This window comes from Luteibacter anthropi (assembly GCF_023699965.1).
In the GTDB taxonomy this organism is placed as follows: Bacteria; Pseudomonadota; Gammaproteobacteria; order Xanthomonadales; family Rhodanobacteraceae; genus Luteibacter; species Luteibacter anthropi.
The window spans coordinates 3,470,244-3,493,417 of the sequence record NZ_CP077072.1; the positions used below are offsets into that span (position 1 = coordinate 3,470,244).

Annotated in this window: 15 protein-coding genes; 7 read left to right on the top strand and 8 right to left on the bottom strand. The window is 64.6% G+C overall.

Annotated elements, in window-relative coordinates; genetic code table 11:
* Positions 1–54 precede the first annotated feature (54 nt).
* Both KR767_RS15015 and KR767_RS15020 read left to right on the top strand, forming a co-directional pair.
* Entirely contained in the window at positions 55–756 is a 702-nt protein-coding gene (locus tag KR767_RS15015; protein WP_345779877.1) for a c-type cytochrome, read from the top strand.
* Between the two features lie 2 nt (positions 757–758).
* On the top strand, positions 759–1,976 hold the full coding sequence (locus KR767_RS15020) for a cytochrome c (protein WP_166948538.1): 1,218 nt from the start codon (positions 759–761) through the stop codon (positions 1,974–1,976).
* Here KR767_RS15020 and KR767_RS15025 read toward each other — a convergent pair.
* Both KR767_RS15025 and KR767_RS15030 read right to left on the bottom strand, forming a co-directional pair.
* Positions 1,952–2,488, bottom strand: a complete 537-nt coding sequence (locus KR767_RS15025) for a mismatch-specific DNA-glycosylase (protein ID WP_166948536.1) — start codon at positions 2,486–2,488, stop codon at positions 1,952–1,954. The genes KR767_RS15020 and KR767_RS15025 overlap by 25 nt on opposite strands.
* Positions 2,460–3,419: a glycosyltransferase family 2 protein gene (locus KR767_RS15030; protein WP_166948534.1), complete on the bottom strand. Its 960-nt coding sequence runs from the start codon at positions 3,417–3,419 to the stop codon at positions 2,460–2,462. Before KR767_RS15030 ends, KR767_RS15025 begins: the two co-directional genes overlap by 29 nt.
* A gap of 93 nt (positions 3,420–3,512) precedes the next feature.
* Here KR767_RS15030 and KR767_RS15035 point away from each other — a divergent pair, with 93 nt between their 5' ends.
* A complete protein-coding gene (locus tag KR767_RS15035; protein ID WP_250876832.1) occupies positions 3,513–5,747 on the top strand; it encodes a YfhO family protein in 2,235 nt (744 codons plus the stop codon).
* Positions 5,748–5,800: 53 nt separating this feature from the next.
* On the top strand, positions 5,801–6,907 hold the full coding sequence (locus tag KR767_RS15040) for a mechanosensitive ion channel family protein (RefSeq protein ID WP_166948530.1): 1,107 nt from the start codon (positions 5,801–5,803) through the stop codon (positions 6,905–6,907).
* Here the strand turns inward: KR767_RS15040 and KR767_RS15045 are convergent.
* Positions 6,892–7,527, bottom strand: a complete 636-nt coding sequence (locus KR767_RS15045) for a response regulator (protein WP_166948528.1) — start codon at positions 7,525–7,527, stop codon at positions 6,892–6,894. The two genes, KR767_RS15040 and KR767_RS15045, sit on opposite strands and share 16 nt — an antisense overlap.
* An 88-nt stretch (positions 7,528–7,615) precedes the next feature.
* Here KR767_RS15045 and KR767_RS15050 point away from each other — a divergent pair, with 88 nt between their 5' ends.
* Positions 7,616–11,179, top strand: coding sequence for an ATP-binding protein (locus KR767_RS15050; protein ID WP_250876833.1), 3,564 nt, complete (start codon positions 7,616–7,618; stop codon positions 11,177–11,179).
* On the opposite strand, the gene greB is transcribed toward KR767_RS15050, so the two are convergent.
* Genes greB through KR767_RS15065 form a run of 3 tightly spaced genes read right to left on the bottom strand, consistent with a single transcriptional unit; the run spans position 11,170 to position 14,418 of the window.
* Positions 11,170–11,670, bottom strand: a complete 501-nt coding sequence (gene greB, locus KR767_RS15055) for a transcription elongation factor GreB (protein ID WP_250876834.1) — start codon at positions 11,668–11,670, stop codon at positions 11,170–11,172. The two genes, KR767_RS15050 and greB, sit on opposite strands and share 10 nt — an antisense overlap.
* Positions 11,667–12,914 carry a tetratricopeptide repeat protein gene (locus KR767_RS15060; protein ID WP_250876835.1) on the bottom strand — a complete coding sequence of 416 codons (1,248 nt, stop codon included), beginning with the start codon at positions 12,912–12,914 and terminating at the stop codon, positions 11,667–11,669. The genes greB and KR767_RS15060 overlap by 4 nt, the downstream gene beginning before the upstream one ends.
* Position 12,915: 1 nt before the next feature.
* On the bottom strand, positions 12,916–14,418 hold the full coding sequence (locus KR767_RS15065) for a helicase HerA-like domain-containing protein (RefSeq protein WP_250876836.1): 1,503 nt from the start codon (positions 14,416–14,418) through the stop codon (positions 12,916–12,918).
* A gap of 134 nt (positions 14,419–14,552) precedes the next feature.
* Here KR767_RS15065 and KR767_RS15070 point away from each other — a divergent pair, with 134 nt between their 5' ends.
* Positions 14,553–16,088 (top strand): transglycosylase SLT domain-containing protein, encoded by a 1,536-nt coding sequence (locus tag KR767_RS15070; protein WP_250876837.1) that lies wholly within the window; start codon positions 14,553–14,555, stop codon positions 16,086–16,088.
* A gap of 6 nt (positions 16,089–16,094) precedes the next feature.
* Here KR767_RS15070 and KR767_RS15075 read toward each other — a convergent pair whose 3' ends face one another.
* Both KR767_RS15075 and asd read right to left on the bottom strand, forming a co-directional pair.
* Positions 16,095–16,538: a hypothetical protein gene (locus KR767_RS15075; RefSeq protein ID WP_166948516.1), complete on the bottom strand. Its 444-nt coding sequence runs from the start codon at positions 16,536–16,538 to the stop codon at positions 16,095–16,097.
* 129 nt (positions 16,539–16,667) lie between these two features.
* The gene (gene asd, locus KR767_RS15080) at positions 16,668–17,516 is read right to left on the bottom strand and encodes an archaetidylserine decarboxylase (RefSeq protein WP_166948514.1); all 849 of its coding nucleotides are present in this window, start codon (positions 17,514–17,516) and stop codon (positions 16,668–16,670) included.
* Positions 17,517–17,727: 211 nt separating this feature from the next.
* Here asd and KR767_RS15085 point away from each other — a divergent pair, with 211 nt between their 5' ends.
* Positions 17,728–23,133, top strand: coding sequence for an autotransporter outer membrane beta-barrel domain-containing protein (locus tag KR767_RS15085; RefSeq protein WP_250876838.1), 5,406 nt, complete (start codon positions 17,728–17,730; stop codon positions 23,131–23,133).
* The last annotated feature ends 41 nt before the right edge of the window (positions 23,134–23,174 follow it).

Genomic DNA, 23,174 nt, shown 5'->3' on the forward strand with positions numbered 1-23,174 from the left:
GCCACGTCCGTAGCGAGTGTGCGGACGCCCAAGGTATTGCCCAGGGAGAGCCACATGCGATCGTTCGTTCCATGGCTGGTTTTTGTATGGATCATGTCTTGCTTCGATTCCGTTGTCGCTGCCGATACACCGGTTCCCGACACGCTGGTGCAGCGCATCGCAGCATGCACCAGTTGCCATGGTGAGCGGGGTGAGGGCGGGGACAACGGCTTCAATCCCCGGCTGGCCGGCAAGCCGGCGAGCTATCTGTTTCGCCAGATGGAGGATTTCCAGAAAGGCCTGCGCCACTACCCGCTGATGGAGCATCAGGTGGCCTACCTGAGTCATGACTACATGCGGGAGATCGCGAAGTATTTCGCAGCACAGGATGTCCCGTATGTCACGCATCCGGCGCCGGGCGTCACCCCCGAGGCCATGGTCAGGGGAGAGCGGCTTGCCACGCAGGGCGATCCCACTCGCCGGATACCGGCATGCATGGCCTGCCACGGTACACAGCTCACGGGCGTGCAGCCTGATATCCCTGGCCTGGTCGGCCTGCCTTACGACTACATCAGTGCGCAGCTCGGCTCATGGCGCACCAATACGCGAAATACGACGGAGCCCGACTGCATGGCGACTATCGTCAGGCGATTGAGCGATGCGGATATCAGTGCCATTTCGGCGTGGCTGGCGACACGCCCCGTGCCGGAGAATGCGCATGCCGCCCCCGAGGGCAGCGTGACGCCTCCGCTGCATTGCGGCGTACTGGGGAGCTGACGATGCATGCCAAGCGATGGACACTCCTCTTCCTGGGGCTGCTTTTTTCCTGTGCGTCGCAGGCCGACGACATCGTGGAACGAGGTCGCTACCTCGCCACCATCGGCGACTGTGCGTCATGCCATACGGCACGCAATGGCAAGCCACTGGCCGGTGGTCGCGTCATCGGTACGCCGTTCGGCACCATACCTGCGCCCAACCTCACGCCGGATCCCGATACGGGTATCGGCCGCTGGACTGCCGATGATTTCTACCGCGCGCTTCACGAGGGCAAGGGGCACGATGGAACATCGCTGTATCCGGCGTTTCCGTTTCCCTCCTATACCAAGGTCACGCGTGCGGACAGCGATGCCATGTTCGCGTGGCTGAAAAGCCTGCCACCGGTGCATCAGCCCGCCTTGCAGGACACGCTGCGTTTTCCCTATCGCATGCGCTGGCTCATGGGTTCCTGGCGCACGATGTTTTTCGACAAGGGCGAGTACGAAGCCGATGCATCGCAGACGAAGGCGTGGAACCGCGGAGCCTACCTGGTGCAAGGCCTGGGGCACTGCAACGAGTGCCATGCGCGTCGCAACAGCTTTGGTGCCGCAGTGACCGACCCCTATCTGGCTGGCGGCATTGTTCCAGTACAGAACTGGTATGCCCCCGACCTGTCCACGGGACCGCACGGAGGGCTGGCCGGCTGGACCGAGGCGGACATCGTCTCGCTGCTGAAGACAGGGCGCTCGCCACGTGGCACGGCGCTCGGCCCCATGGCCGAGGTTGTGATGAAAAGCACCCGCCACCTGACCGACGACGATCTGGCTGCCATCGCCACGTATCTGGTCGCATTGCCCCAACGCCCGGCGCGTCCGCTGGGCGAGTCGGCGGCCGGCTGGAAGGACCTGGTAGCCAACGGCAAGACGACCTACGACAAACACTGCGCCAGCTGCCATGCGGGAGATGGTCGCGGAAAGGGCGATGCCTATCCGCCGCTGGATGCAAACCCCACGGTGACCGAGCCTACGGGCATCAACGCCATTCGCGTGGTGTTGTCAGGTGGGTTTGCGCCTGCCACGGAAGGCAACCCCAGGCCCTATTCGATGCCGCCGTTCTCCCAGCGTCTCAGCGATGACGAGGTGGCGGGCGTGGTGTCGTACATCCGCCAGGCGTGGTCGAACAGGGCCATTGCCGTGTCCCCGGAAGACGTCAGGGCCTATCGGTCGGTGCCCGGCGAGTGAATCGAAACGATCCGGGCGAGATCCTGCCAGATGGCGGGGTTCCAGGAGCGGCGCGCCTGACCTGACGGGGAGGGCAGCACGAACAGGCGCGTCGCGCCCCACGAGATTTGCTGGAGGCCATAGCCGGCCTTCGGTCCCAGGGCTGCGCGTCCTGCGTGCTTGCTGGTGAAGGCCAGCATGCGTGGCTGGAAATGGGCCATCTTGGCGCGAAGGGAGCCTGCGTCGAAGGCATCGCCGGGGAGTTCGTCGTCGTTGCCGAAGTGGTGTTTCGACAGGTCGGTGAGTCCGATGCCGAAGCCATGGACGAGTGGAAATTCCGCTGGCGCGAGCAGGCGCGGCGTGAGCCCCACGGCAAACAGGGTTCGCCAGAACATGTTGCCGGGATGGGCGTAATAAGCGCCGTCCCGCGCCGACCGGGTGCCGGCCGCGGTGCCACAGAAGACGACGGCGAGCCCCGTGTCCAGGACGTCGGGCAGGATGGCCTCAGTCACGGGCGGGCGGATCGCCGACATCGCCGCGTTTGTCCTCGATGTAATAAAGCGGCCGCCGTTTCGTCTCGGCATACGTACGGCCCACGTATTCGCCGATGAGACCGATGGCCAGCAACTGGGCACCCCCGAGAAACAGGATCACCACCATCAGCGTGGGATAGCCGCGTACCGGATCACCCCAGAACATGGCTTTCAGGAACACCCAGGCGGCGTAGAGAAAGGCCAGGAACGCAGCGGAGAAGCCCAGCCACGAGGCGACGCGCAGGGGCGCCGTGGAGAACGAGGTGACGCCCTCGATGGCGAGGTTGGCCAGCCGCCAGTAGTTCCACTTCGTCGTGCCGGCGTTGCGCGCATCGCGGTCGTACACCAGGGAGCTCTGCCGGTAGCCGATCCATGCGAACAGGCCCTTCATGAAACGCTGGCGCTCCCGCAGGGCATTCACCGCGGCCACGGCACGTCGGTTCATCAACCGGAAATCGCCGGTATCCCGGGGTACCGGCGTATGCGAGAGCCGTTCCATGGTGCGGTAGAAGGCGGCCGAGGTGAACCGCTTGAACCAGGTTTCGCCGTCGCGGCGGGCGCGGGTGGCGTAGACCACGTCATAGCCCTGGGCGGCCCGCTCGAGCAGGGCGGGGATGAGTTCCGGCGGATCCTGAAGGTCGGCGTCGATGACCACCACGGCATCGGCATCCATGTGATCCAGGCCGGCCGTCATGGCTGTCTCTTTGCCGAAGTTGCGCGACAGGCGCAGGGCCTGCACGCGTTCATCGCTTCGCGACAGGGCGTCGATCAGGTCCCATGTAGCATCCCGGCTGCCGTCGTCCACATAGAGAACACGGCTGCGCAAGGGCAGGGCATCGAGCACGGCAGCCAGGCGCCGGTGGAATTCACCGATAACCTCAGCCTCGTTGTAGGCGGGCACCAGCACGGCCAGGGTGGACGGGGTGGTCAAGCGACACCCTGGAGCAGGCGACGGCCCCCACGGGCTGCGGATAGAATGCCCGCCACGTCGCAGGCCTTGCGGTACTTCATTCAACGGATCCTCATGTCCAGGTTTTCGCTATCGCGCGGGCTCGCGGTGCTGGTGCTGCTGTGGGCCGCGCTGCATCTGCCGTTGCTGCTCGGCTTCCGCGTGCTTCCCGGCGACGCGATGAGCGAGTTCTATCCCGTGGCGTACTTTAATGCGCACAGTCTAAGGGAGGGACTGGCTCCATGGTGGAACCCTTTCATCTTCTCCGGGTATCCACAGATCGCCGACCCCCAGGGCATGCTGTTCTCGCCCCTGCTGACGGGCTGGATGCTGCTGCGCAAGGTGCCTGGCCCGACCTGGTTCATATGGGGTGCCCTGCTGCATCTGTTGCTGGGGGCGGTGAGCATGTTTGCGCTGTTGCGCCGGCTTCGCTCGGCCTGGCTCGGTGCGCTGGTCGGCGCGACGGTCTTCATGGCCGGAGGCGTTGCCGCATCGCGCATCCAGTACACGCCCATCCTTATCGTCTACTGCCTGCTGCCGCTGGTATTGCTTGCGCTGCTGCGCCTGTTCGAGCAGCCCGGCGTGCTGCGTGCGGGCATGCTGGGCCTCGTGATCGGGTGGATCCTGGTCCAGCCTGTGCAGTTGACCTATTTCGTCGGATTGTTGCTCTGCGGGTTCACTGCGGTGTCGCTGGTCCGCCGGTGGCGTCGACAGCCTGGCGAGCCACACTGGAAGCTCATCGCCCTGCTGGTGTTCGCGGGTTTCCTCGGCGTAGTGCTCGCGCTGCCACAGCTGCTTTTCAGTTATGCCTTCGTGCAGGTATCCAACCGACCGGCACTTCCCCTGGCCGATGCGCTGGAGCGTGCCCTGGACTGGCGGAGCCTGCTGACCCTGGTCGATCCCAATGCCTTGCACAGCCTGCGTGGTCACTACGATGGCCCGGCCGATCCCATCGAAACATTCTTCTACGTCGGCGCGCTTCCGTTGTTATGCATAGGGTTCGGCGCCCGGCGCATGTGGGCCGAGCCGTCATGGCGGCGCTACCTCGTGTTCTTCGGTGTGGCGGCGTTGCTGGCCGTCATCTACATGGTGGGCGATCACACGCCGGTATATGCCCTGCTTTACGAGTGGTTTCCCGGCGTGAAACAGTTCCGGCGTCCGTCGGACAGTGCTTATCTCATCAATTTGCTGCTTGCTTTCGCATCGGCATTCGCCATCTCGCGCATGGATCTCGGCTGCCGGCGCCAGCTGTCATGGCTGTTCGGCCTGTCTTTCGCATGGCTGTTGCTGGCCAGCATCCACATGCGCGGCAATGGTGCCTCGTGGCAGGCGCCCAGCATCATGGCAGCGGTGGTCGCTGCTATGGCGTGGGGGCACGTCCGGTACAACCAGCGTATCGGCGTCGTTGCGTTCTGGATGCTGGCGCTGATCGTGGTGGACTACCGCTGCTTCAATCTCAATGGTGCGTTCAACCAGCGCGGTGACCCGGTGAAGCGGTTCCAGCGTGAAGGTGCCACGCATTTCCTTGCCGCGCGTTCGCGGGCTGAAGGCCACAACGGATTCGGGCCGCGTACGGAGACGCAGGAACTCGGCGCGGGATGGCGCAATAACTTCATCCTGGACGACATCCCTGCAACGCACGGTTACGGACCACTGCGCTGGTCGGTGTACGACCGTTGGTACGGCGCATCGGTGTACACCATCGGTGACGGGCCGCGTCCGCTGACGGACTACAACCCCGACCCCGGTGGCGCGCTGAACCGGCTGCTGGGGGTGCGTTACGTCGTCCAGCGTGCGGGCATGGGAAGTACGGACTGGCAGTCACCGTTGCCGGATGACGCACGTGTGTATGCAGATGCCAAAGTGGAGGTGCTGGAAAATTCGGCGGCCTATCCCAGGGTGATGACCCCGGTGCACGTTCGTACGCTTGCGCCGGGGCAGGCGCCTGCACCCGAGGCCTTTGCGGCTACCGATTTCGCCACGACGCTCTGGCTTACGCCGCGCGATGCCGCGGACGCGAGCGGTATCCCATCCCACTGTAACGGCCTGCGCCAACTGGACGGCACGGATGCGACACATATCCAGACCACGGTTCGTAGCTCTGGCGAAGAGGCCGGCTGGATCCTCGTGACAGACCAGGATTTTCCTGGCTGGGTGGCGCGCGTCGACGGCGTCGAAGTACCGTCGCACCGCGCGGATGGCCTGTTGAGGGCGGTCTGCGTACCGGCCGGGCCACACACCCTGACCTTCACGTTCCAGCCCTGGCGCATGGTTGCAGAGGCCTTCCGGCGCCCCGACAGCTGGCGCTGAATTTCCTGCGCCACGACATGTCGTGGACATCCGGGTGGTTAGGCTGGGAAACCATGAGCCTTTCCGATTGGGTGCCCGACATCTCGCATCCGTGGACGCGCTTCGCGCTGACCGTCGTGGTTGCGCTGGTCGCCGCGGGAATCCTCCGCCGGATGGCGCACGCCTTGCTTCGCCGCCTGGCGGTGCGTCACCCCATGAGTGCCGCTATCCTTGCCCGGGCGAGCGCCCCGCTGGATGTGATCGTGCCGCTGACGATGCTGCTGGTGTCGTTTCGCGGCGCCCCCGACCAGCCTGCACGGCTGATCGCCGGTGCCGAGCATCTGGTGGGGCTGGCACTGGTGGCGGCCGTCACATGGTTTCTCGTGCGTTGTGTCGGTGCGCTCGAAGCCACCGTGTCGCGCTTCAACCCGATCGACCTTGAAGACAATCTGCGCGCACGGCGCGTACAGACGCAGGCGCGCGTGCTCAGCCGCACGGCTATGGTGGTTATCGTGGTGCTCGGCACCGGCGTGGCGCTGATGACGTTTCCCGCCGTGCGTCAGTTTGGCGCGAGCCTGCTTGCATCGGCGGGCCTGGCAGGGCTTGCCGTGGGCCTGGCTGCCAAACCCGTGCTGGGCAACCTCATCGCAGGCATACAGATCGCACTGACCCAGCCCATCCGCATCGATGACGTGGTGATCGTGGAAGGCGAGTGGGGGCGCGTGGAAGAAATCACCAGCACTTATGTCGTGGTGAAGATCTGGGATGAACGCCGCATGGTCGTTCCGCTTCAGTATTTCATCGAGCATCCATTCCAGAACTGGACGCGCCGAAGCTCGCAGATCCTGGGCTCCGCCATGCTCTGGTTCGATTACGGGCTGCCGCTTGACCCCCTGCGCGACGAGCTGCAACGCATATGTCGCGAGGCACCCGAATGGGATGGCCGCGTCTGCGTGCTTCAGGTGGTGGATACCAACGACAAGGCCATGCAGCTGCGCGCGTTGATGAGCTCAGCCAACTCCGGCAAGTCGTGGGACTTGCGCTGCAAGGTGAGGGAGGGGCTCATTGCCTTCGTGCGTCGCGAGTATCCCGGGTTTCTTCCTCGCCTGAGGGGCGAGATCGGGAGCGCCGGGGAATCGTCGGCGCTCCCTGAGGCTGCCCGGACTCAGACCAGCCCGTGATCGCGTACGTAGTCACCGAGCAGGCTGTCGTGGTCTACGCCGAGCTTGCGCATGGCGTCACGCTTCTGTCGGCTGATGGTCTTTACCGATTTGCCTTCGCGGTCGGCTATCTGTTGTAGCGACATGCCGTTGACGAAGGATTTGATGACCTCTTTTTCCCTCGGCGAGAGGGGGGCACCCGGCATGGATGCAGAAGACTCGTCGGCTTCGTTGAGGATGTCGAGCAGGGTTTCACTCAGGTAGGTTTCACCTTCGTGGATCGCCTTGGCGGCGGTGGCCAGTTCATCCATGGGGGCCCGCTTGTCGATGACGCCGCGGGCGCCGCGGGTCAGCATCGAATTGAGGGCGGCCGGACGGTTGATCATCGTCAGGACGATGACGGCCAGTTGTGGATATTTCTCGCGCAAACGGTCGAGCAGGACAAAACCATCGTCCTGTTTGTCGGTTGGCATGAGAAAATCCGTAATAACCACATCGCAGGGTGTGGTCTCAAGCAGGGCGAGAAGCTCTTCCGGGCTTTTCGCTTCTCCTACGACGTCGATGTGCGCATTCCTTAGCGCCAGGGCACCTCCGACAAGGACGAGCGGGTGGTCGTCCGCCAGAATGACTTTGAGTGGCATGCCTCGATTTCTCCTTAAACTTGCATTGCGGTACAGCTGATATCAGACCGATTATGCCTACTAAGGTTCCACTTACGAAGACGAGGCAGTGACCCGAGCCCTATTTCTGTTAATCCTGCTCGTGCTGGCACCCCTGGCCCGGGCCGTGCCGGAGGGTGCGCTGTCGGCGCAGGACGCCGACTGGCTGCGCAAGCACCCGGTCTGGACGGTCGGCGCCTATCGCGAAGGCTATCCGCCCTTTGAGGAACTTCGTGACGGCGAGCTGGAGGGCCTGGGCCCGGACTACCTGAAGGAAATCGCACGCCAGCTGGGGGTGACCCTGCAGACGCGTGTCTATCCCAGCTGGCCAGCCCTGCTTGCGGCGCTTGCACGGGGGGAGATCGATGTCGCCACGTCGGTTACTCCGCTGGAGCAGGGCATGCCGGGCATCCGGGTGGGGGCCACGTATTTCGAGTCCCTGCCGGCGCTGGTGGAGCGCCTGGATGCAGCGCCCATCCATCGTCCGGGCGACCTCAGTGGCAAGCGGCTGGCCGTGCATGCGGGCTATTTCGATATCGCCGCACTGCGTCGCGAGTTGCCGGAAACCACCCTTGTGGAGACCGAATCCACGGCTGATGCATTCGCTCGCGTGCAATCGGGCGAGGCCGCGGCCTATATCGACAATCCCTATTCCGCGCGCGAGTTCATCGGGCGCCTGGGCATGGATCACGAGCTGGGGGTTGGCCTGCCGCTGGCGCTGCCGATCAGCTCACTGGCCTTCGCCGTGCCGGAAAAGCGTGCTCCGATCGGGCGGGCGATCGATCATGCGCTGGGCGAGCTGACGGCGGCCGACCATGGGCGCCTGCGTGCCCGTTGGGTGGGCCGGGATATCGCGCCGCGGCCTCGACTGGGCGGTATTCCCCTCAGCGAGAACGAAAAGGCCTGGCTGCACGATCTGCCGCCCCTGCGACTCGGCGTGGACCCGAGCTACGTGCCTTTCAGCCTCATCACGGGGCAGGGTGAGGCCGAGGGCCTGGCACTGGATTACGTGAGGGAAATCGCCGCGGAACTGGGTGTGCGCGTCACACAGGTGCCCAGTGACGACTGGGCCGGCACGGTGGAGAAGGTGCGGCACGGGCAGGTGGACCTGGTCGCGGCGATCAATCCGCAGAGCGCGACATCGCCCGATCTCGAGGCCAGCGTGCCCTACCTCGACTTTCCTATCATGATCGTCACCCGCGAAGGGTCTCCGACGATCGCCGGGCTGGACGACCTCGCGGGCAAGCGGATCATCGGCAACGTGACGCGCGAGCCCATTCGCCGGTTGCTTGCGCAGGTGCCCAACGCGCAGATCATTGCCGCACCGACCGAGGCGGAGGGGCTGCGTCGTCTGGCCGCAGGCGCGGGCGATGCGTTCGTGGGCAACCTGGCGTCCATCGATTACCTCATTCGTGAGAATTTTCTCGGGCAATTGAAGGTCGCGGCACCTACGGGCGAAAACGAAGCCATCGCGATCGGCGTGCGCCACGAACTGGCACGGCAGCTGCTGCCGTTGGTCAACCGTGTCCTGGTCAACCTGCCGACCCATCGCCAGCAGGAAATCCGTAACACCTGGTTCGCCTCGCACTACGTGGTGGGGCCCACCTGGAAAGAAATCGCAGGGCGGGTGCTGCCTTTCGTTGCCGTGCTGTTCGCATCGCTGATCGCGATCAGCTACGCATACCTGAACCTGCGTCGTGAAACACGCCGGCGCGAGCGTACCGAGCGCCGCCTGGCGGAAGTGACGGCGCATGTGCCCGCCGTGGTCTACGAAGCCGTTCGCGGTACGGACGGCTCGTACAGCATGACCTACGTGGGTGGCGACCCGCAGTCCATCCTGGGCATGGAGCCTGGCCAGATGCTCGCCGGCGGAGAGAGCATGCTCGTGCCCGTGGCGGCGGAAGAGCGCGCAGCGATGCGTGAAGCCTTCGAGCGTTCGGCACGCGACCTGCGCCCGCTGCACCTGACCGTGCGCGCCCAGGTCGGTGGTCGTGTCCGTTACCTGAGTTCCGACGCCGTGCCTCTGGCTGCGGCGGATGGCACGGTGCGCTGGAACGGCTACTGGGTGGATGTCACGGCGCAGGAGCTGGCCTCGCGTCACCTTGCCCATGCGCGCGATGAAGCGGAGGCGGCAACGCGCGCAAAGAGTGATTTCCTTGCCACCATCAGCCATGAAATACGCACGCCGATGAACGGCGTGATCGGCCTGCTCGACGTGCTCGAACGCACGCAGCTGGACGGATCGCAACGGCGCATGGTGGCCACGATCGAGCACTCGGCCGAAGCCTTGCTGCACATCCTCGACGACGTGCTGGATTTCTCCAAGATCGAGGCCGGTCATCTCACCCTGGATGCGCGCCCTGCCGATCCGCGGGCCATCGTGGAAGGTGCCGTGGCCATCATGGCAGGGCAGGCGGAGCGCAAGGGATTGAAACTGATCGCGCACCTCGACGAGGCCTTGGCTTCATCGGTGCTTGTCGACGATGGTCGCCTGCGCCAGGTGCTGCTCAACCTGCTGGGCAATGCCATCAAGTTCACTTCCGACGGCGAGGTGTCGATCGAGGTGAGCGTGGCGGAGCAGGTGGGTGCCCGCCAGCGGCTGGTCATCGTGGTGACCGACACGGGTATCGGCATCCATGCGGCCAAGTTGCGTCATGTTTTCGCACCCTTCAGTCAGGCTGAATCGTCTACGACGCGACGTTTCGGCGGCACCGGCCTGGGCCTGAGTATTTCCCGACGCCTGATCGAGCGCATGGGCGGTCATATCGGCATCGAGAGCGAACCGGGGCAGGGCACACGTGTGACGGTGACGCTGGAGCTTCCCGTGATCGAGTTGTCGCGCAAGTCGGAATCCGCCGAAGCAGCTCATGGCGCCGTGCAGGCAATGCATCCCGGAGCCCGCATCCTGCTGGCGGAAGACCATCCCGTGAACCAGGAGCTGGTGCGTGTGCAGCTAGGCATGCATGGTTACGCCTGTGATGTCGTCGACGATGGCGTTGCCGCCATGGAAGCGCTCGATCGTTCGTCGTACGACCTGCTGCTGGTGGACTGCCACATGCCCCGGATGGACGGCTATGCCGTGGCTCGCGAGATCCGCAGGCGCGAAGCCGGCGGCACCACGCGCCTGCCGATCGTGGCCATGACGGCCGATGCGCGTGCGGACCAGCGCGATCTGTGTCTTGCCGCGGGCATGGACGATCTCCTGCGCAAGCCCATTCGCCTGGAAGCCTTCCACGAGGCCGTGGAACGCTGGCTTGGCCGACATGACGCACCGCTGCCGTCCCTCGACATGCCGCGTATGCGCCGGGCTTTTGGTTCCGACGAGAATGTCGCCCAGGTGATCCGTGCGGGTGTGACCACGACACGCGATGCGCTGGGCCGTCTTGCGCCGGTACTCGAGCGGGCGGAGCGGGAGGAAACGGCGGGCTGGATCCATCACATCCTCGGCGGCGTCAACGTCTTCGGCACGTCCGACGTAGGTCAGCAGGGAGAGCGGCTGGAGCTTGCCCTGCGTGGCGGCGCACCGGTAGACGTGGAGGCGGTCAACCGGTTTGCCGAGGCCGTGCGTGAGTTCAATGACGGCCTGGAGCGCTTCGCCGAACGCCTCGTGCCCCTGGCGGGTGCTCAGTCGTAGTCGACGCTGAGCACCGCGAAACGTGTCCTGCCACCCGGCAGTTCGGCGTCGAATTCGTCGTCCACGCGCTTCTTCAATACGGCACGGGCAAGTGGTGAGTCGACGCTGATCCAGCCCAGTCGGGCATCCGTTTCATCGGGGCCCACGATGCGATAACGCACGGTGTCGCCGGTATCCACGTTCTCCAGTTCCATCGTGGCGCCGAAGAATACGGCGTCTCGCTGCGATGGTGCGGTTTCGACGACCTTGAGCACCGGGATGCGCTTGCTGAGATAACGCGCGCGCCGGTCGATCTCGCCGAGTTGCTTCTTGCGATAGATGTACTCGGCATTTTCCGAGCGATCGCCTTCGGCGGCGGCAGCGGCGAGGGCCTTTACCACCTCGGGCCTGACGGTGTGCCAAAGGTGGTCCAGTTCGGACTTGAGGCGCTCGAATCCGTCGCGAGTGATGATCGCGGTGGATGACGGCGAAGGTGGTCGCCAGCGACTCATGAGCGCACGCCTGCGCCAAGGGTATCGAGAAGGGCTTCGAGATCGTGCACGACAGGGTGTTCCGGATAAGCGTGGATAAGGGAGCGCGCCAGGGAGGCAGCGTCGTCGCGCCGGTCGAGGCGGTGAAGCATGCGCACGGCCAGCAGGCCGTAGTGCGGCGCGCCTTCGTCTTGTGGCCATGATTGCAGGTAGCCTTCGGCCAGGTGCAGCGCAAGACGCAGCATGCCACCGTGCGCGGCGACATCGGCCAGCGCGCCACAGTTGGCTGGTGCATCGGGGATAAAGGCGGGATCGATGTCGATGGCATCCTGCACGACACCCAGTGCGCGGCGGGCTTCATGGCCGGTGACGAGTGCCGCAATCCATATCTGCGCATGCACGAGCAGTTCAGGACGCCTTTGCTGCGCGCGAAGCAGCTCCCGGTAACGCAGATGAAGCGGCGCAGGGGCAACGCCTTCGCGAAGGCGCTCGGTTAGGATATCCGTTGCGGCGACCATGTCGGTTCGGGCGATTTCGTTGACGTGCTTCAACAGTGCCGTGTCGTCATCGGGAGTCACGGCCATGGCGAGTGACTCGGCATCGGGGCGATAACCGAGCGCTTCATGGCGATGCAGGATCAGCGCTCCCATGAGGTGAAAGTTGTACACGGTGAGATAATTGGCAATCGCGAAGTAGGCGATCACTCCGAAGAAACCCGGGCCATGATCGCTCATGGCGTACTGTGCCCCGCCCTGCAACAGGCTGGTGACCAGCACGACGCCGAACAAGGCCATGTAGTGGCCACCGAGCCGGCCGATCACCGCTTCCCAGGTCAGCGGGTTCAGTGCCGTGAGCACGCCATCGAACGTGAGCGACATGGTGATCGCGGGCAGGATGAACGCGAATACCAGCGATACCAGAAAGCCCGGAATGCCGAACAGGATCGGAGCCAGCACGGCAAGCGCATTGCCCGTGACCTGGATGATGATCAGGGCGAGGCCGGTGCCGTCCCGGGATTCCAGGGCCACTTCCGGTGGCTCGGCATAGCCATCGGCGGATCGCCTCAGGCATTCGAAGGCATAGGCATAGATGGCGATCCAGCCGAGGCCGGTAATCAGCAGCTGGGTGCCCGGCAGGAATCCCAGTGTCTCGAACAGGGTGACGGCAACGATGACCATCGGGCCGGAGCCGCGCAGGGGATAACGAAAGCCGGTACGTATGCGCTCTCCGAAAGACGTTTCCGGGTCCAATCGTTCCAGGCGCATGTCAGCGCTTGCCACCAAAGATGCTGCCGAGGATGCCGCGCACGATCTGCTGGCCCGCGCGCGTGCCGACGCTGCGCACCACGGACTTCGTCATCGTTTCCAGAATGCCCTGGCGTCGCGAGGTTCCCAGTACGGCATCACGCACCGCGCCACTCCAGCCGCTATCGGTAGCATCCGCCGACTTGCCAGCGCTTTTGACGGCGGGCGCGTCATCCGCGTTCTTCTGGCTGGCTCGTGCAGCGAGCCGTTCCTCGGCGGATTCGCGATTCACCGACGTGTCGTATTTCGCGCCTACGGGAGAGCGCGAACGCACCGTTGCCCGTTCCTCGGCGGTAATCGCCCCGATACGGCATTCAGGCGTGGACACCAGCACTTTCTGCACGGGTGACGGGACGCCGCCTTCGCCAAGGGTGGAGGCGAGCGCTTCACCCGTGCCGAGCGTGCCGATGACCTCGGCCACATCCAGTTTCGGATTGCGTGCGAAGGTTTCAGCAGCCGCCTTGACCGCTTTCTGGTCGCGGGGCGTAAATGCCCGCAAGGCGTGCTGCACGCGATTGCCAAGCTGGCCCAGGATTTCGCCCGGCACGTCGTCGGGATTCTGCGAGCAGAAATAGACGCCCACGCCCTTGCTGCGGATCAGTCGCACCACTTGTTCCACGCGCTGGCGCAGCGCGGCGGGTGCATCGTCGAAGAGCAGGTGCGCCTCGTCGAAGAAGAACACCAGCTTGGGTACATCGAGATCGCCTACTTCAGGCAGTTGCTCGAACAGCTCGGACAGCAGCCAGAGAAGGAAGGTCGAATACAGGCGGGGTTTCAGGATGAGCGTTTCGGCGGCCAGCACATTGATGACGCCGCGCCCGCTCATGTCCTGGCGCATCAGGTCGGCCAGTTCCAGGGCGGGCTCACCGAAGAAGGACTGCGCCCCGTCCTGTTCCAGGCGCAGCAGGGCCCGCTGGATCGCGGCGACGCTGGTGGCGCTGACAAGGCCATAGCGGGCGGAAATGTCTTTCGCATGCTCGGACGCAAACGCCAGCATCGCGCGCAGGTCGCCCAGGTCCAGGAGCAGCAGGCCCTCGTCGTCCGCCACGCGGAAGATGACCTCCAGCACGCCTTCCTGGGTGTCGTTCAGCTCCATCACGCGGGCGAGCAGGGTGGGGCCCATTTCGCTCACGGTCGCTCTTACCGGGTGGCCGAGCTTGCCGTAGATGTCCCAGAACACCACGGGATTGGCCTGGGGCTTCCAGGACGAAAGCCCAAGCCTGGCAAGGCGGGCCTGCAGCTTTTCGGTGGGAGCGCCGGCGGCCTGGGAGAGACCGGCCAGGTCGCCCTTGGCGTCGGCCAGGAAGCAAGGCACGCCCAGGCGGGAGAATCCCTCGGCCAGCAGCATCAGCGACACCGACTTACCGGTGCCGGTGGCGCCGGCGATCATGCCGTGGCGATTGCCGAAACGGGAGTCCAGCTCGACCGTGGTGTCGTCGTTGCGTCCAATGAGGATCCGGGACATGGCTATTCCTTAAGAAAGTCCTGAACAAGTTTACGCAACGGTATGCCGCTGCGGGAAAAATCCGGCCATTCCCCCTTGAGTTGCAGGGTGTCCGGGATTAACGTTGCTGGCATTGTCGTACCCGAGCCATGAGAATGCCTCTTCGTTTCCCTCGTTCTGCCATTGTCCTGTCCCTCGTCGTCCTGGCCGGTTGCGCGTCGGGCGGTGCCCCGCGTCCGGGCAGGGCCGCACCGCAGGTCAATGTGTTGTACGACCGGATGAACCAGGCGAGCAAGGCTTACGAGGCGTCCATCGACCAGGCTCGCCGGGGCGACACCCCTCAGGCCGCGCAGACCCGCAAGCAGGCGCTCGACCAGCTGAAGGATGCCTCGGCACGGTGCAGCCTTACGCCGGGCTGCGACCCGCAGCGTTTTGCCGCCGTGTTCGATCGCCTGTTGCGCCTGAAGGACGGCAGCTTCATCGAGGGCGAGGACACCGACGACACGCCGCAGTCGGCCGAGGTCGGTGCCCAGCCGGGCGACGCCTTGGGCTCGCTGGCAGTAGGTGCACTGCCGCAGGCACAGCGTAGCGTCACCCTGCTCAAGGGCCAGAAGTTCGCCGACATGATGGTGATGAACGGCCCGGTGAAGGCATCGCTGGAAATGTGGCTCACCCAGCTGCGCCCGAACCTCATGGACGCTTACGTCAACTACCAGATGATGCGCTACAAGATGTGGCCGGCCTACAAGAGTGCCGACCTGCCCGAAGCGCTGCTGTTCGGCATCATGGCGAAGGAGTCGGGCGGCAAGGTGCATGCGGTGTCGCGCTCCGGTGCTTCGGGCCCGCTCCAGTTCATGTACGCCACGGGCCTGCGTTTCGGCCTGTCCAACGACAGCGGGTTCGACCAGCGCTTCGATCCGACGATGGCCGCGCAGGCCAATGCGCAGTACATCAACGAGCAGCTGGCCAACTTCAACAACAACCTCGAACTCACGCTGGCGGCCTATAACGGCGGCGAAGGGCGCATGCGTCGCATCGCCGCGGCCAATCCAGGTGCCGGCTTCTACGATCCGCAGATCTACGGCCAGATGTCGGCCGAAACCCGCGATTACGTACCCATGGTGCTCGCCGCCGCGTGGCTGTACCTGCATCCGGACAGCTACCACCTGCGCTGGCCGAAGATCGACGGTGAAGCAGGGCAGATCGTGCTGAAGCGCCCGGCCTCGATTTCCGAACTCACCATCTGCCTGGGCTCGGCCGAGGGCATGCAGGGCGGCTGGTTCCGCACGTTGCGTAACCTCAATCCACGCCTTGATCCGCAGGTGAGCCAGCCGGTGGGTACGCGGCTTGATGTGCCCAAGCAGCTGGAAAAGGCCTATGCGTCTGCCTGTGCGGATGGCCCGTGGCCCATCCTCGCCAGCGACCTGCACAACGCCGTGAAGATCGTCGCACCGCCGCCGCCTGCGGCCACGTCGGCAGCGCTGGCCAATGGCCCGGCATCTTCGTCGTCTTCTTCGTCGAAGCCGTCCTCTACGGCATCGAAGAGCTACACGGTGCGTCGCGGCGATACCCTTGTGAGCATTGCACGCAAGAGCGACTGCGCCGACGTGGAAGCCATTGCGCGCATGAATGGTCTCAAGGGGCACCAGTTACAGGTGGGGCAGTCCCTGCGCGTGCCGGTGTGTCGCTGAGCGGAATCAGCCTGCGGCGCGGGGTGCCATCCAGTCGGACGGTGCTTCGCGGCGCTCAAGGGCCGATAGCTCCTTGACCTGGCGCATCAGGCGGAGGATCTGCCGATGCAGTTCTTCCATGCCCGGGCGGTGCGAATCCAGCGTCTCGTGATAGACGGCGGCGATCCACAGGGCGACGCCACGCGTGGCGATCAACGGGTTTTCCGAGCGGGCCTTGGTGAGGCCGATGTCAGGCCCGTGGCCGTAGGTGCTGTAGCGTTCTTCCGGCGGGGTGCCGTACAGGTGCGGGAAGTCACATGCCGCTGCCTGCTCCATCTCGCGCCGAACCAGCTGCTGGAGATCGGCATGCGCGCGCACGGGCAGGTCGAGGACAACGCGCTCGATGTCGGCCAGCTGGCGACGCAGGCGGATCTCGCGGTTCAAGGCGATGAGATGGCTGACCAGACGCATGAACGACTTCCCCCAGTACGGATGCTTCCCGGCTTCGACGCCTCCCTCTAAAGAGGTATCGAAGGCCCGAAGCATACCGCCGGTCAGGTCTGAATGTAAGTTGTTTCGGTCACAATGTGACGCAATATGTCACGTTTTTGCGCCTGCCCAGTGACCCAGGCGCTGGCCCATCTGCACCACCTGCTGGGGCTCAAGGGCGTCGATCTCGTAGCCCTCGGGCAGCAGCAGGATCACGGTGGAGCCCATGTTGAAGCGGGCCATTTCGGCGAAGCGCTCAAGCGCGACGCCACGCCCGCTGCAGTCCACCCGGCGGATGTCGGCCGCGTAGGGCGGGATGGTCAGGCCGTCCCAGACCGTCGCGACGCTGGATACCAGGATGGCGCCTACCATCACCGACACGAAGGGGCCGTGCTCGCCGTCGAAGCGGCAGACCAGGCGCTCGTTGCGGGCAAACAGGCGAGGGATGGCCTCCACGGCGAACGGGGCCACGCTGAAGATGCGGCCCGGCACGTGCGTGGTCCCCTGGAGCCTGCCGTCCAGCGGCATGTGCACGCGGTGATAGTCGCGCGGCGAGAGGTAGATCGTCACGAAGCTGCCGTTGCGGAACGCCTCGGCGCTGGCCTCGTCGCCCAGCAACTCGGCGGCGGTGTACTCCTGGCCCTTGGCCTGGAAGATGCGGCCGTCGCGGATGCGGCCCGACTGGCTGATGCGACCGTCGGCCGGGCACAGGATCGCCTGCGGATCGGGGTCGGCGCGGCGCGCATCCGGCTTCAGCTTGCGGGTGAAGAAGGCATTGAAGTGCTGGTACGCCAGCGGATCGGGCTGGGCGGCCTGGCTCATGTCCACGTCATAGCGCCGCACGATCTGCCCGATCAGGAAGTTCTTCCAGGGAGCCCATTCCCAGCGGGTGGCGTGGTAGACGATCCGCGACAGAAAGCGGTGCGGAAGAATGTATTGCAGCAGGACATTGGGCTTCATCGGCGGGAGTATAGGGGACTGCGCTGTTTGCACCAGCCCGGCGTCGTACTGCATCTACACATTTCCTTCATGTGGCGGCCTTTATAGCGCTGACCCAGGAGGTCCCGTCTCCGGACGGATGGGGCCCGGAGTCGCGGCGCGCCGGCAGAGGAGATCTGCCGTCGTTGCCGCGCAGGCCGCCATGCGGGCGGCATGACTCGGGGTCTCGACAATGAAGCATCGCATCGGCATGAGCGGCCGCTCCAAGGGGGCGCGCCGAACAGACAGCGCAAGGCAGCAACTGCTCGCCATCGCGCTTGTCGGAAGCCTGCCAGTCGCCGCGCAGCAGGTGACCTTGCAGCCATACAGTCCATCCGTGAACGGTCACGAAGTCGGCGCCCAGATCGTGCCGGCCGGCGGGAACATGACGTTGAGCGGCCCCCAGCTGTTCGCGCCAGGCGACAGCGGGGCGCGGACGACGACCATCGGATCACTGAAAGCCCGCAACCTCATCATCAGCGGTGCCCAGTGGCTCACGGCCGCCCGGCTCAATCCCGGCTCCCAGAATTTCGGTGTCAGCGTGCCCGATCCGATCACGGGCGGCAGTCGGGTGGCTTCCGTATACAACACGGCGAATCTGGTGGACCTGTCGACGTATCCCGATGACACGGTGGTGCCCGACATCGTCAACGTCAACGGACAGCAATACATCGATGCGCGCGTGGGCACCGTCATGTCTGCAGGTGGAAACCTCGACGTGAACATCGGCACGCAGGGAGCAGCATCGACGGCGGCAACCAATGGATGGACGATGGCAGCAAAACAGAGTTCGCTGTTCTATGCCGATGGCAGCGCCGGTGCAGCGAGCACGATCCAGTGGACATCCACCAACCGCATCACGTTTACCGGCGAGGTGGCCGATCCCTCGGTGCCGGACACGTTCAATGTGAACTATGTGTCCCACTACGGTGGCGCTGTAAGCGTCACGACCGTGGATGGCGTGCAGCATGCGTTTACCGTGACCAATGCGGCACAACTGCGCGACTACAACAATTTCCTGATTGCGCAGATGCAGTCCGGTAATCTCGACCCCGCCCAATACAGTGTCTATTTCGCGCTGGCCTACACGTACACGATCGAGCCCGTTGGTTATGGCATTTCGGCGGACAGCCCGCCTGACGAGGTGGCCCAGCCGATCGGCGATCGCATCGTGATGCATCTGACCGGTGCAGGCGCCGTGGGAACGATCAACGCGGGGGCGACGCTGGAGGTGGTCAATGCCAATCATGGTGCGGTACGCGCCGAGAACGGCGCCACCGCGCAGATTGCAGCCGGTGGCACGCTGGGCGTGACCCATACGGCGGGTGACGGTTCCGCGCTGGTACTGGCCTCGGCAAGTCATGGCATCAGCGATGGCGTCATCAATGGCAACTTCTTCCGTGATCCGTCGACCGGCACCATCACTGATGGTGCGTATGGCGCCAACGTGGTCGATGTGCAGAGCGGCAGCGATTTCACCAACAACGGCGTCCTCAACCTGGCGACGGGAACGGCCAATGGCGCGGGGAAATCCACGGGCATCCGCCTGGGGAGCGGAGCGACGGGCACGAACAACGGCATCATCAATGTGGGCATCAGTGGCTCGCGTTCCAATGGCTCGATGGACGGTGTTTACCTCAACGATTCCACGGCATCCTTTACCAATACAGGCACGATCTACATCGGACGTGGCCCTCAGGCAGATCTTGCCGCTCCGGCGGCGGATGTGGCTATCAATCAGGGCACCGTCGTCACCGGCATCAACGTGGCCAACGGCGGTACGGTAAGCAATCGCGGCAACATCACCATCGGCGGCCTCACGCAGAATGCGGCCGGTATTTACGTGACCTCGCCGTCGGCCCAGGTCGACAATGCCGGCACCATCGACATCAACGGACGTGCCGCCGCCGTGCCGCGCGAAAACGATGGCATCCTTGTGCAGAATGGCGGTGCGTCCGGTCGTGTGGCGAACAGCGGCACGATCAACGTCAGTGGCGTCAATGGCACCGGCATCAAGGCGCTGTCGACCGCGGGCGTGGCGTCATCGATCAGCTCCACAGGCACCATCAATGTGGCCGGTGGTGCGGATCCGGCCAGTGGCACGCGAAACTTCGGTGTATGGGCCGAAGGCCAGGGCAGTGCTACTGCTCTCGCCGATGTGCAGGGCGCGGTGAATCTGCTGGGGGATGGCGCCATCGGCATTCATTCGCGTGGCCGCGCCACGGTGGATGTCGGCGCGAGTGCTGCCCCGAGCTTCGCCAGCGGAAGCAAGCAGATCGGCTTCTATGCCTACGGTGCCAACGCCCATATCAATGTCGCTGGCGGTGCCGTGCTGGATGTCTCGACACCCCAGTCCACCCTGTTCCGCCTCGACAGTGGCGCCGACTTCGACGGCACCGGCCTCACCATGCGCGTGTCGGGCCCGCAGGCAACGGGGGTTCTCGGAAGCGGCACGGGATCCATGCTCAACACCAGGGATGCGACGATCACCGTATCCGGCACCGGCGCGCAGGGCGTTGTTGCAGAAGGGGGTGCTTCGGCGACCATCGATGCAGCGACGACCATGAACCTCACGGGAAATGGCGCGATTGCGGGCGTGGTCGACGGGCAGAAGCATAGCCTCACCGGTGCGAATACGGGCAGTATCGTTCGCTCCACGACGCTGACAAGCCTTGCCTCGCTCAGTTCATCGCAGACAGGCGTAACCGGTTTCATCGCGCGCAATGGCGCCTCCCTGTCGAATGCCGGCAACATTGCATTCACGGGCGCGAAGGCGATGGGCTTCCTGGTGCAGACCAATGCTTCCGCCACCAACACCGCCAGCGTGGATCTCACGGGTCCTGCGGCCATCGGCGCCCTGTTGCAGACGGGCGGCAGCTTCGCCAACAACGGAACCATCCATGTTGGCAATGGTACGGGCGTACGGGTGGAAGGTGCGGGAACGCAGCGATTGAATCCGGCCGGGACGATCCGCGTGGATGATGGGGTCGCGGGTGTTCAGCTCATCAATGGCGCAGCTCTCGTGCTGGGCAGCGGCGATTCCGCCATCGTAACGAACGGCAGCGCCCATGGTGTGCTGCTCGATACGGGAGCAAGCTCGCTTGTTGCGACGGGCAACACGATCACGTCACTGGGCACGGGCAACGCCATCGAGAACGCGGCAGAGATATCCACCATCACCCTGACTGGCGTCACGCTTCATTCCGGGGCAGGAGCGGGACTCAGAACCGCCACCGCCATCAATCCAGCATCCACGGCAACCTTCGAGGTCGACGGACCGGGAGTGGGCTACGCATTCCGCCACGCCGATGGCACACCGGCCACGGGTGATCTTTCGATCGGCAGTGGATTCGTCGTGCACGGGAATGCCGCGGGCAGCGTGGGTATCCAGGCCTTGACGACCGGTGCGGTGACATCTGCGGCGACGGTGAGCATCCTTAGTGCATCGGGCGGGGCTGCACTGGTCGCAGGCACAGCTTCCTCGGTGACCCACCAGGGCACGCTTACCTCGACCAGCACGGCAGCCCCGGTCGTCGATCTTTCCAACGGCAGCGGCACCACCTTCACCAACCAGGGCGTCATCAGCGCAGCGTCTCCCATAGCGCAGGCGGTGATGGGCAGTTCGGGCAATGACACCATCAACCTTGCGGGTGGCAGCGTGCAGGGTGACGTCAACAGTGGGGAAGGCAGCGACACCTTCAACTGGAGGGCGGGCTCGCTCAATGGCGGGCTGACCATGGGCAACGGGGCGGGCAACCAGGCGACGCTGGGCGCGGTAGATACCAGCACGACTTACCATCTGCTTGCTGGCAGCGGAGGCAGCAATACCCTGACGTTCGATGGCACGCAGGCGAAAGGCGGCAGTTTCGATGCGGACGACCTGGGCAAGGGGATCCGCGTGATCGGCTGGAATACCTTGCGGCTTATCGACAGGACATCGTTCGAACTCACCGATAACCTGCGCCTGGCGGGAAGCGATGTCGATATCGATGCGACATCCACACTGTACGCCGGCAACAACGTGCAGCCGATGATCAACGCGGATGCTGGCGCTCCCGTCATCGTCAACAATGCCGGCACGATCGACCTGACCAACGGCAGCGGCTCTCCCGGCAACTCGCTGACGGTAGCGGGTGATTACGTGGGCACCTCGGGACGGGTAAAACTGGTCACGACGTTGAACGAAGGCGGTCCGTTGTCGGGGCAGTCAACGGATCGCCTGCTCGTGCAGGGGCAGGCCAGTGGCACGACGATGTTGCAGATCACGCCATCGCTTGTCAGTACGGGTGCGTCCACCGACCTGGACCGGAACGGGTATGTTGGGCCCAACGAAGGCATTTCCGTCGTACAGGTAGCGGGCGCATCAACAAGCAACGCCTTCGTGGTCCCGGGAGGCTATCTGGCCTTCGGTCCCTGGCAGTACGGTCTGTATGCCTTCCAGCCGGGAGCAAGCGACGCAGGGCAGCGGGTGGTGGCAGGTGGCGGCAACGCCTTCTGGGATTACCGGCTGGGCAACGTGATCGTGTGTGATGGCGGGCCTTGCCCGCCCGCGCCCGTGACACCACCGGTGGCCACGCCACCCGGCACGCCAGCGGCTCCTCCTCCGGTAGCGGTCGATGCCCGCCCTGCGCTGGTTCCCCAGGTGCCGGCCTATATTGCGTCACCTTCAGCACTGGCCATGTACGGCTACCGGACTATCGACAACCTGCATCGGCGGCTGGGTGAGGTCAGGCAGATGGACGACATGGACGAGGGACTGGGCGGCGAACCGTTTGCACGCATCCTTGGCGGTGATTACAGCTACGCAACGAATCGGTCGTTCCAGGACTATGGCGTGGCCTACGACACCGACTTCCGCGCCTTTCAGGTAGGGACGGACATCCTTGACCTGAATACCGAGCGCAGCGTGTTGCGTGCGGGCATCGCGTTTACCCACGGCACCACCCGCGTCGATCCCAGGACGGCCGATGGATACAGTCACGCGAAGATCGACTCGAACTCCTTTGCGATGACGCTGACCTGGCAACAGGCGAATGGTTTCTATCTGGACGCGATCGTGTCCGGTGACCGCCATGGTGGCTATGTCGATACGGCGCGGGCGAAGGACGCGGCCCGGGTTCGGGGGTCGGGCTGGTCGGCATCGCTGGAATCGGGTTATCCCATCCTTCTGGACAACGGTTGGCAGATTGAACCCCAGTTGCAGGTCACGCGGCAGCACGTCGGGCTGCGCGACCAGGTGGATATGGATGGCGTCATCACACATTACCAGCCACTCGACCAGACCATCGGGCGAGCCGGCCTGCGCCTGGATCGCACGTGGCTCACGCAGGCGGATGCGAAATGGACGCCGTATGCGCGCCTGAATTACATCCAGGGCTGGGGCGGCGTCCCCCGGATCCTCGTCGGCGAACAGGGGTATGACATCTCGCAGGCGTTCACGGGCGGCCGGTTCGGGAGGCTGTGGGAGCTGGGGCTGGGCGGCACCTGGCAGTGGCGCAACCGCTTATCCGTTTATGGCGAGGGCGATTGGCAGGAGCGGATAGGTCGCGCGGGCAACCAGGGCTGGACGGCAAACCTCGGGCTCCGCTGGAACTTCTGACCCGCGACTCTCCGCAATGTCTGGCGCGAAACCCGCGGCTA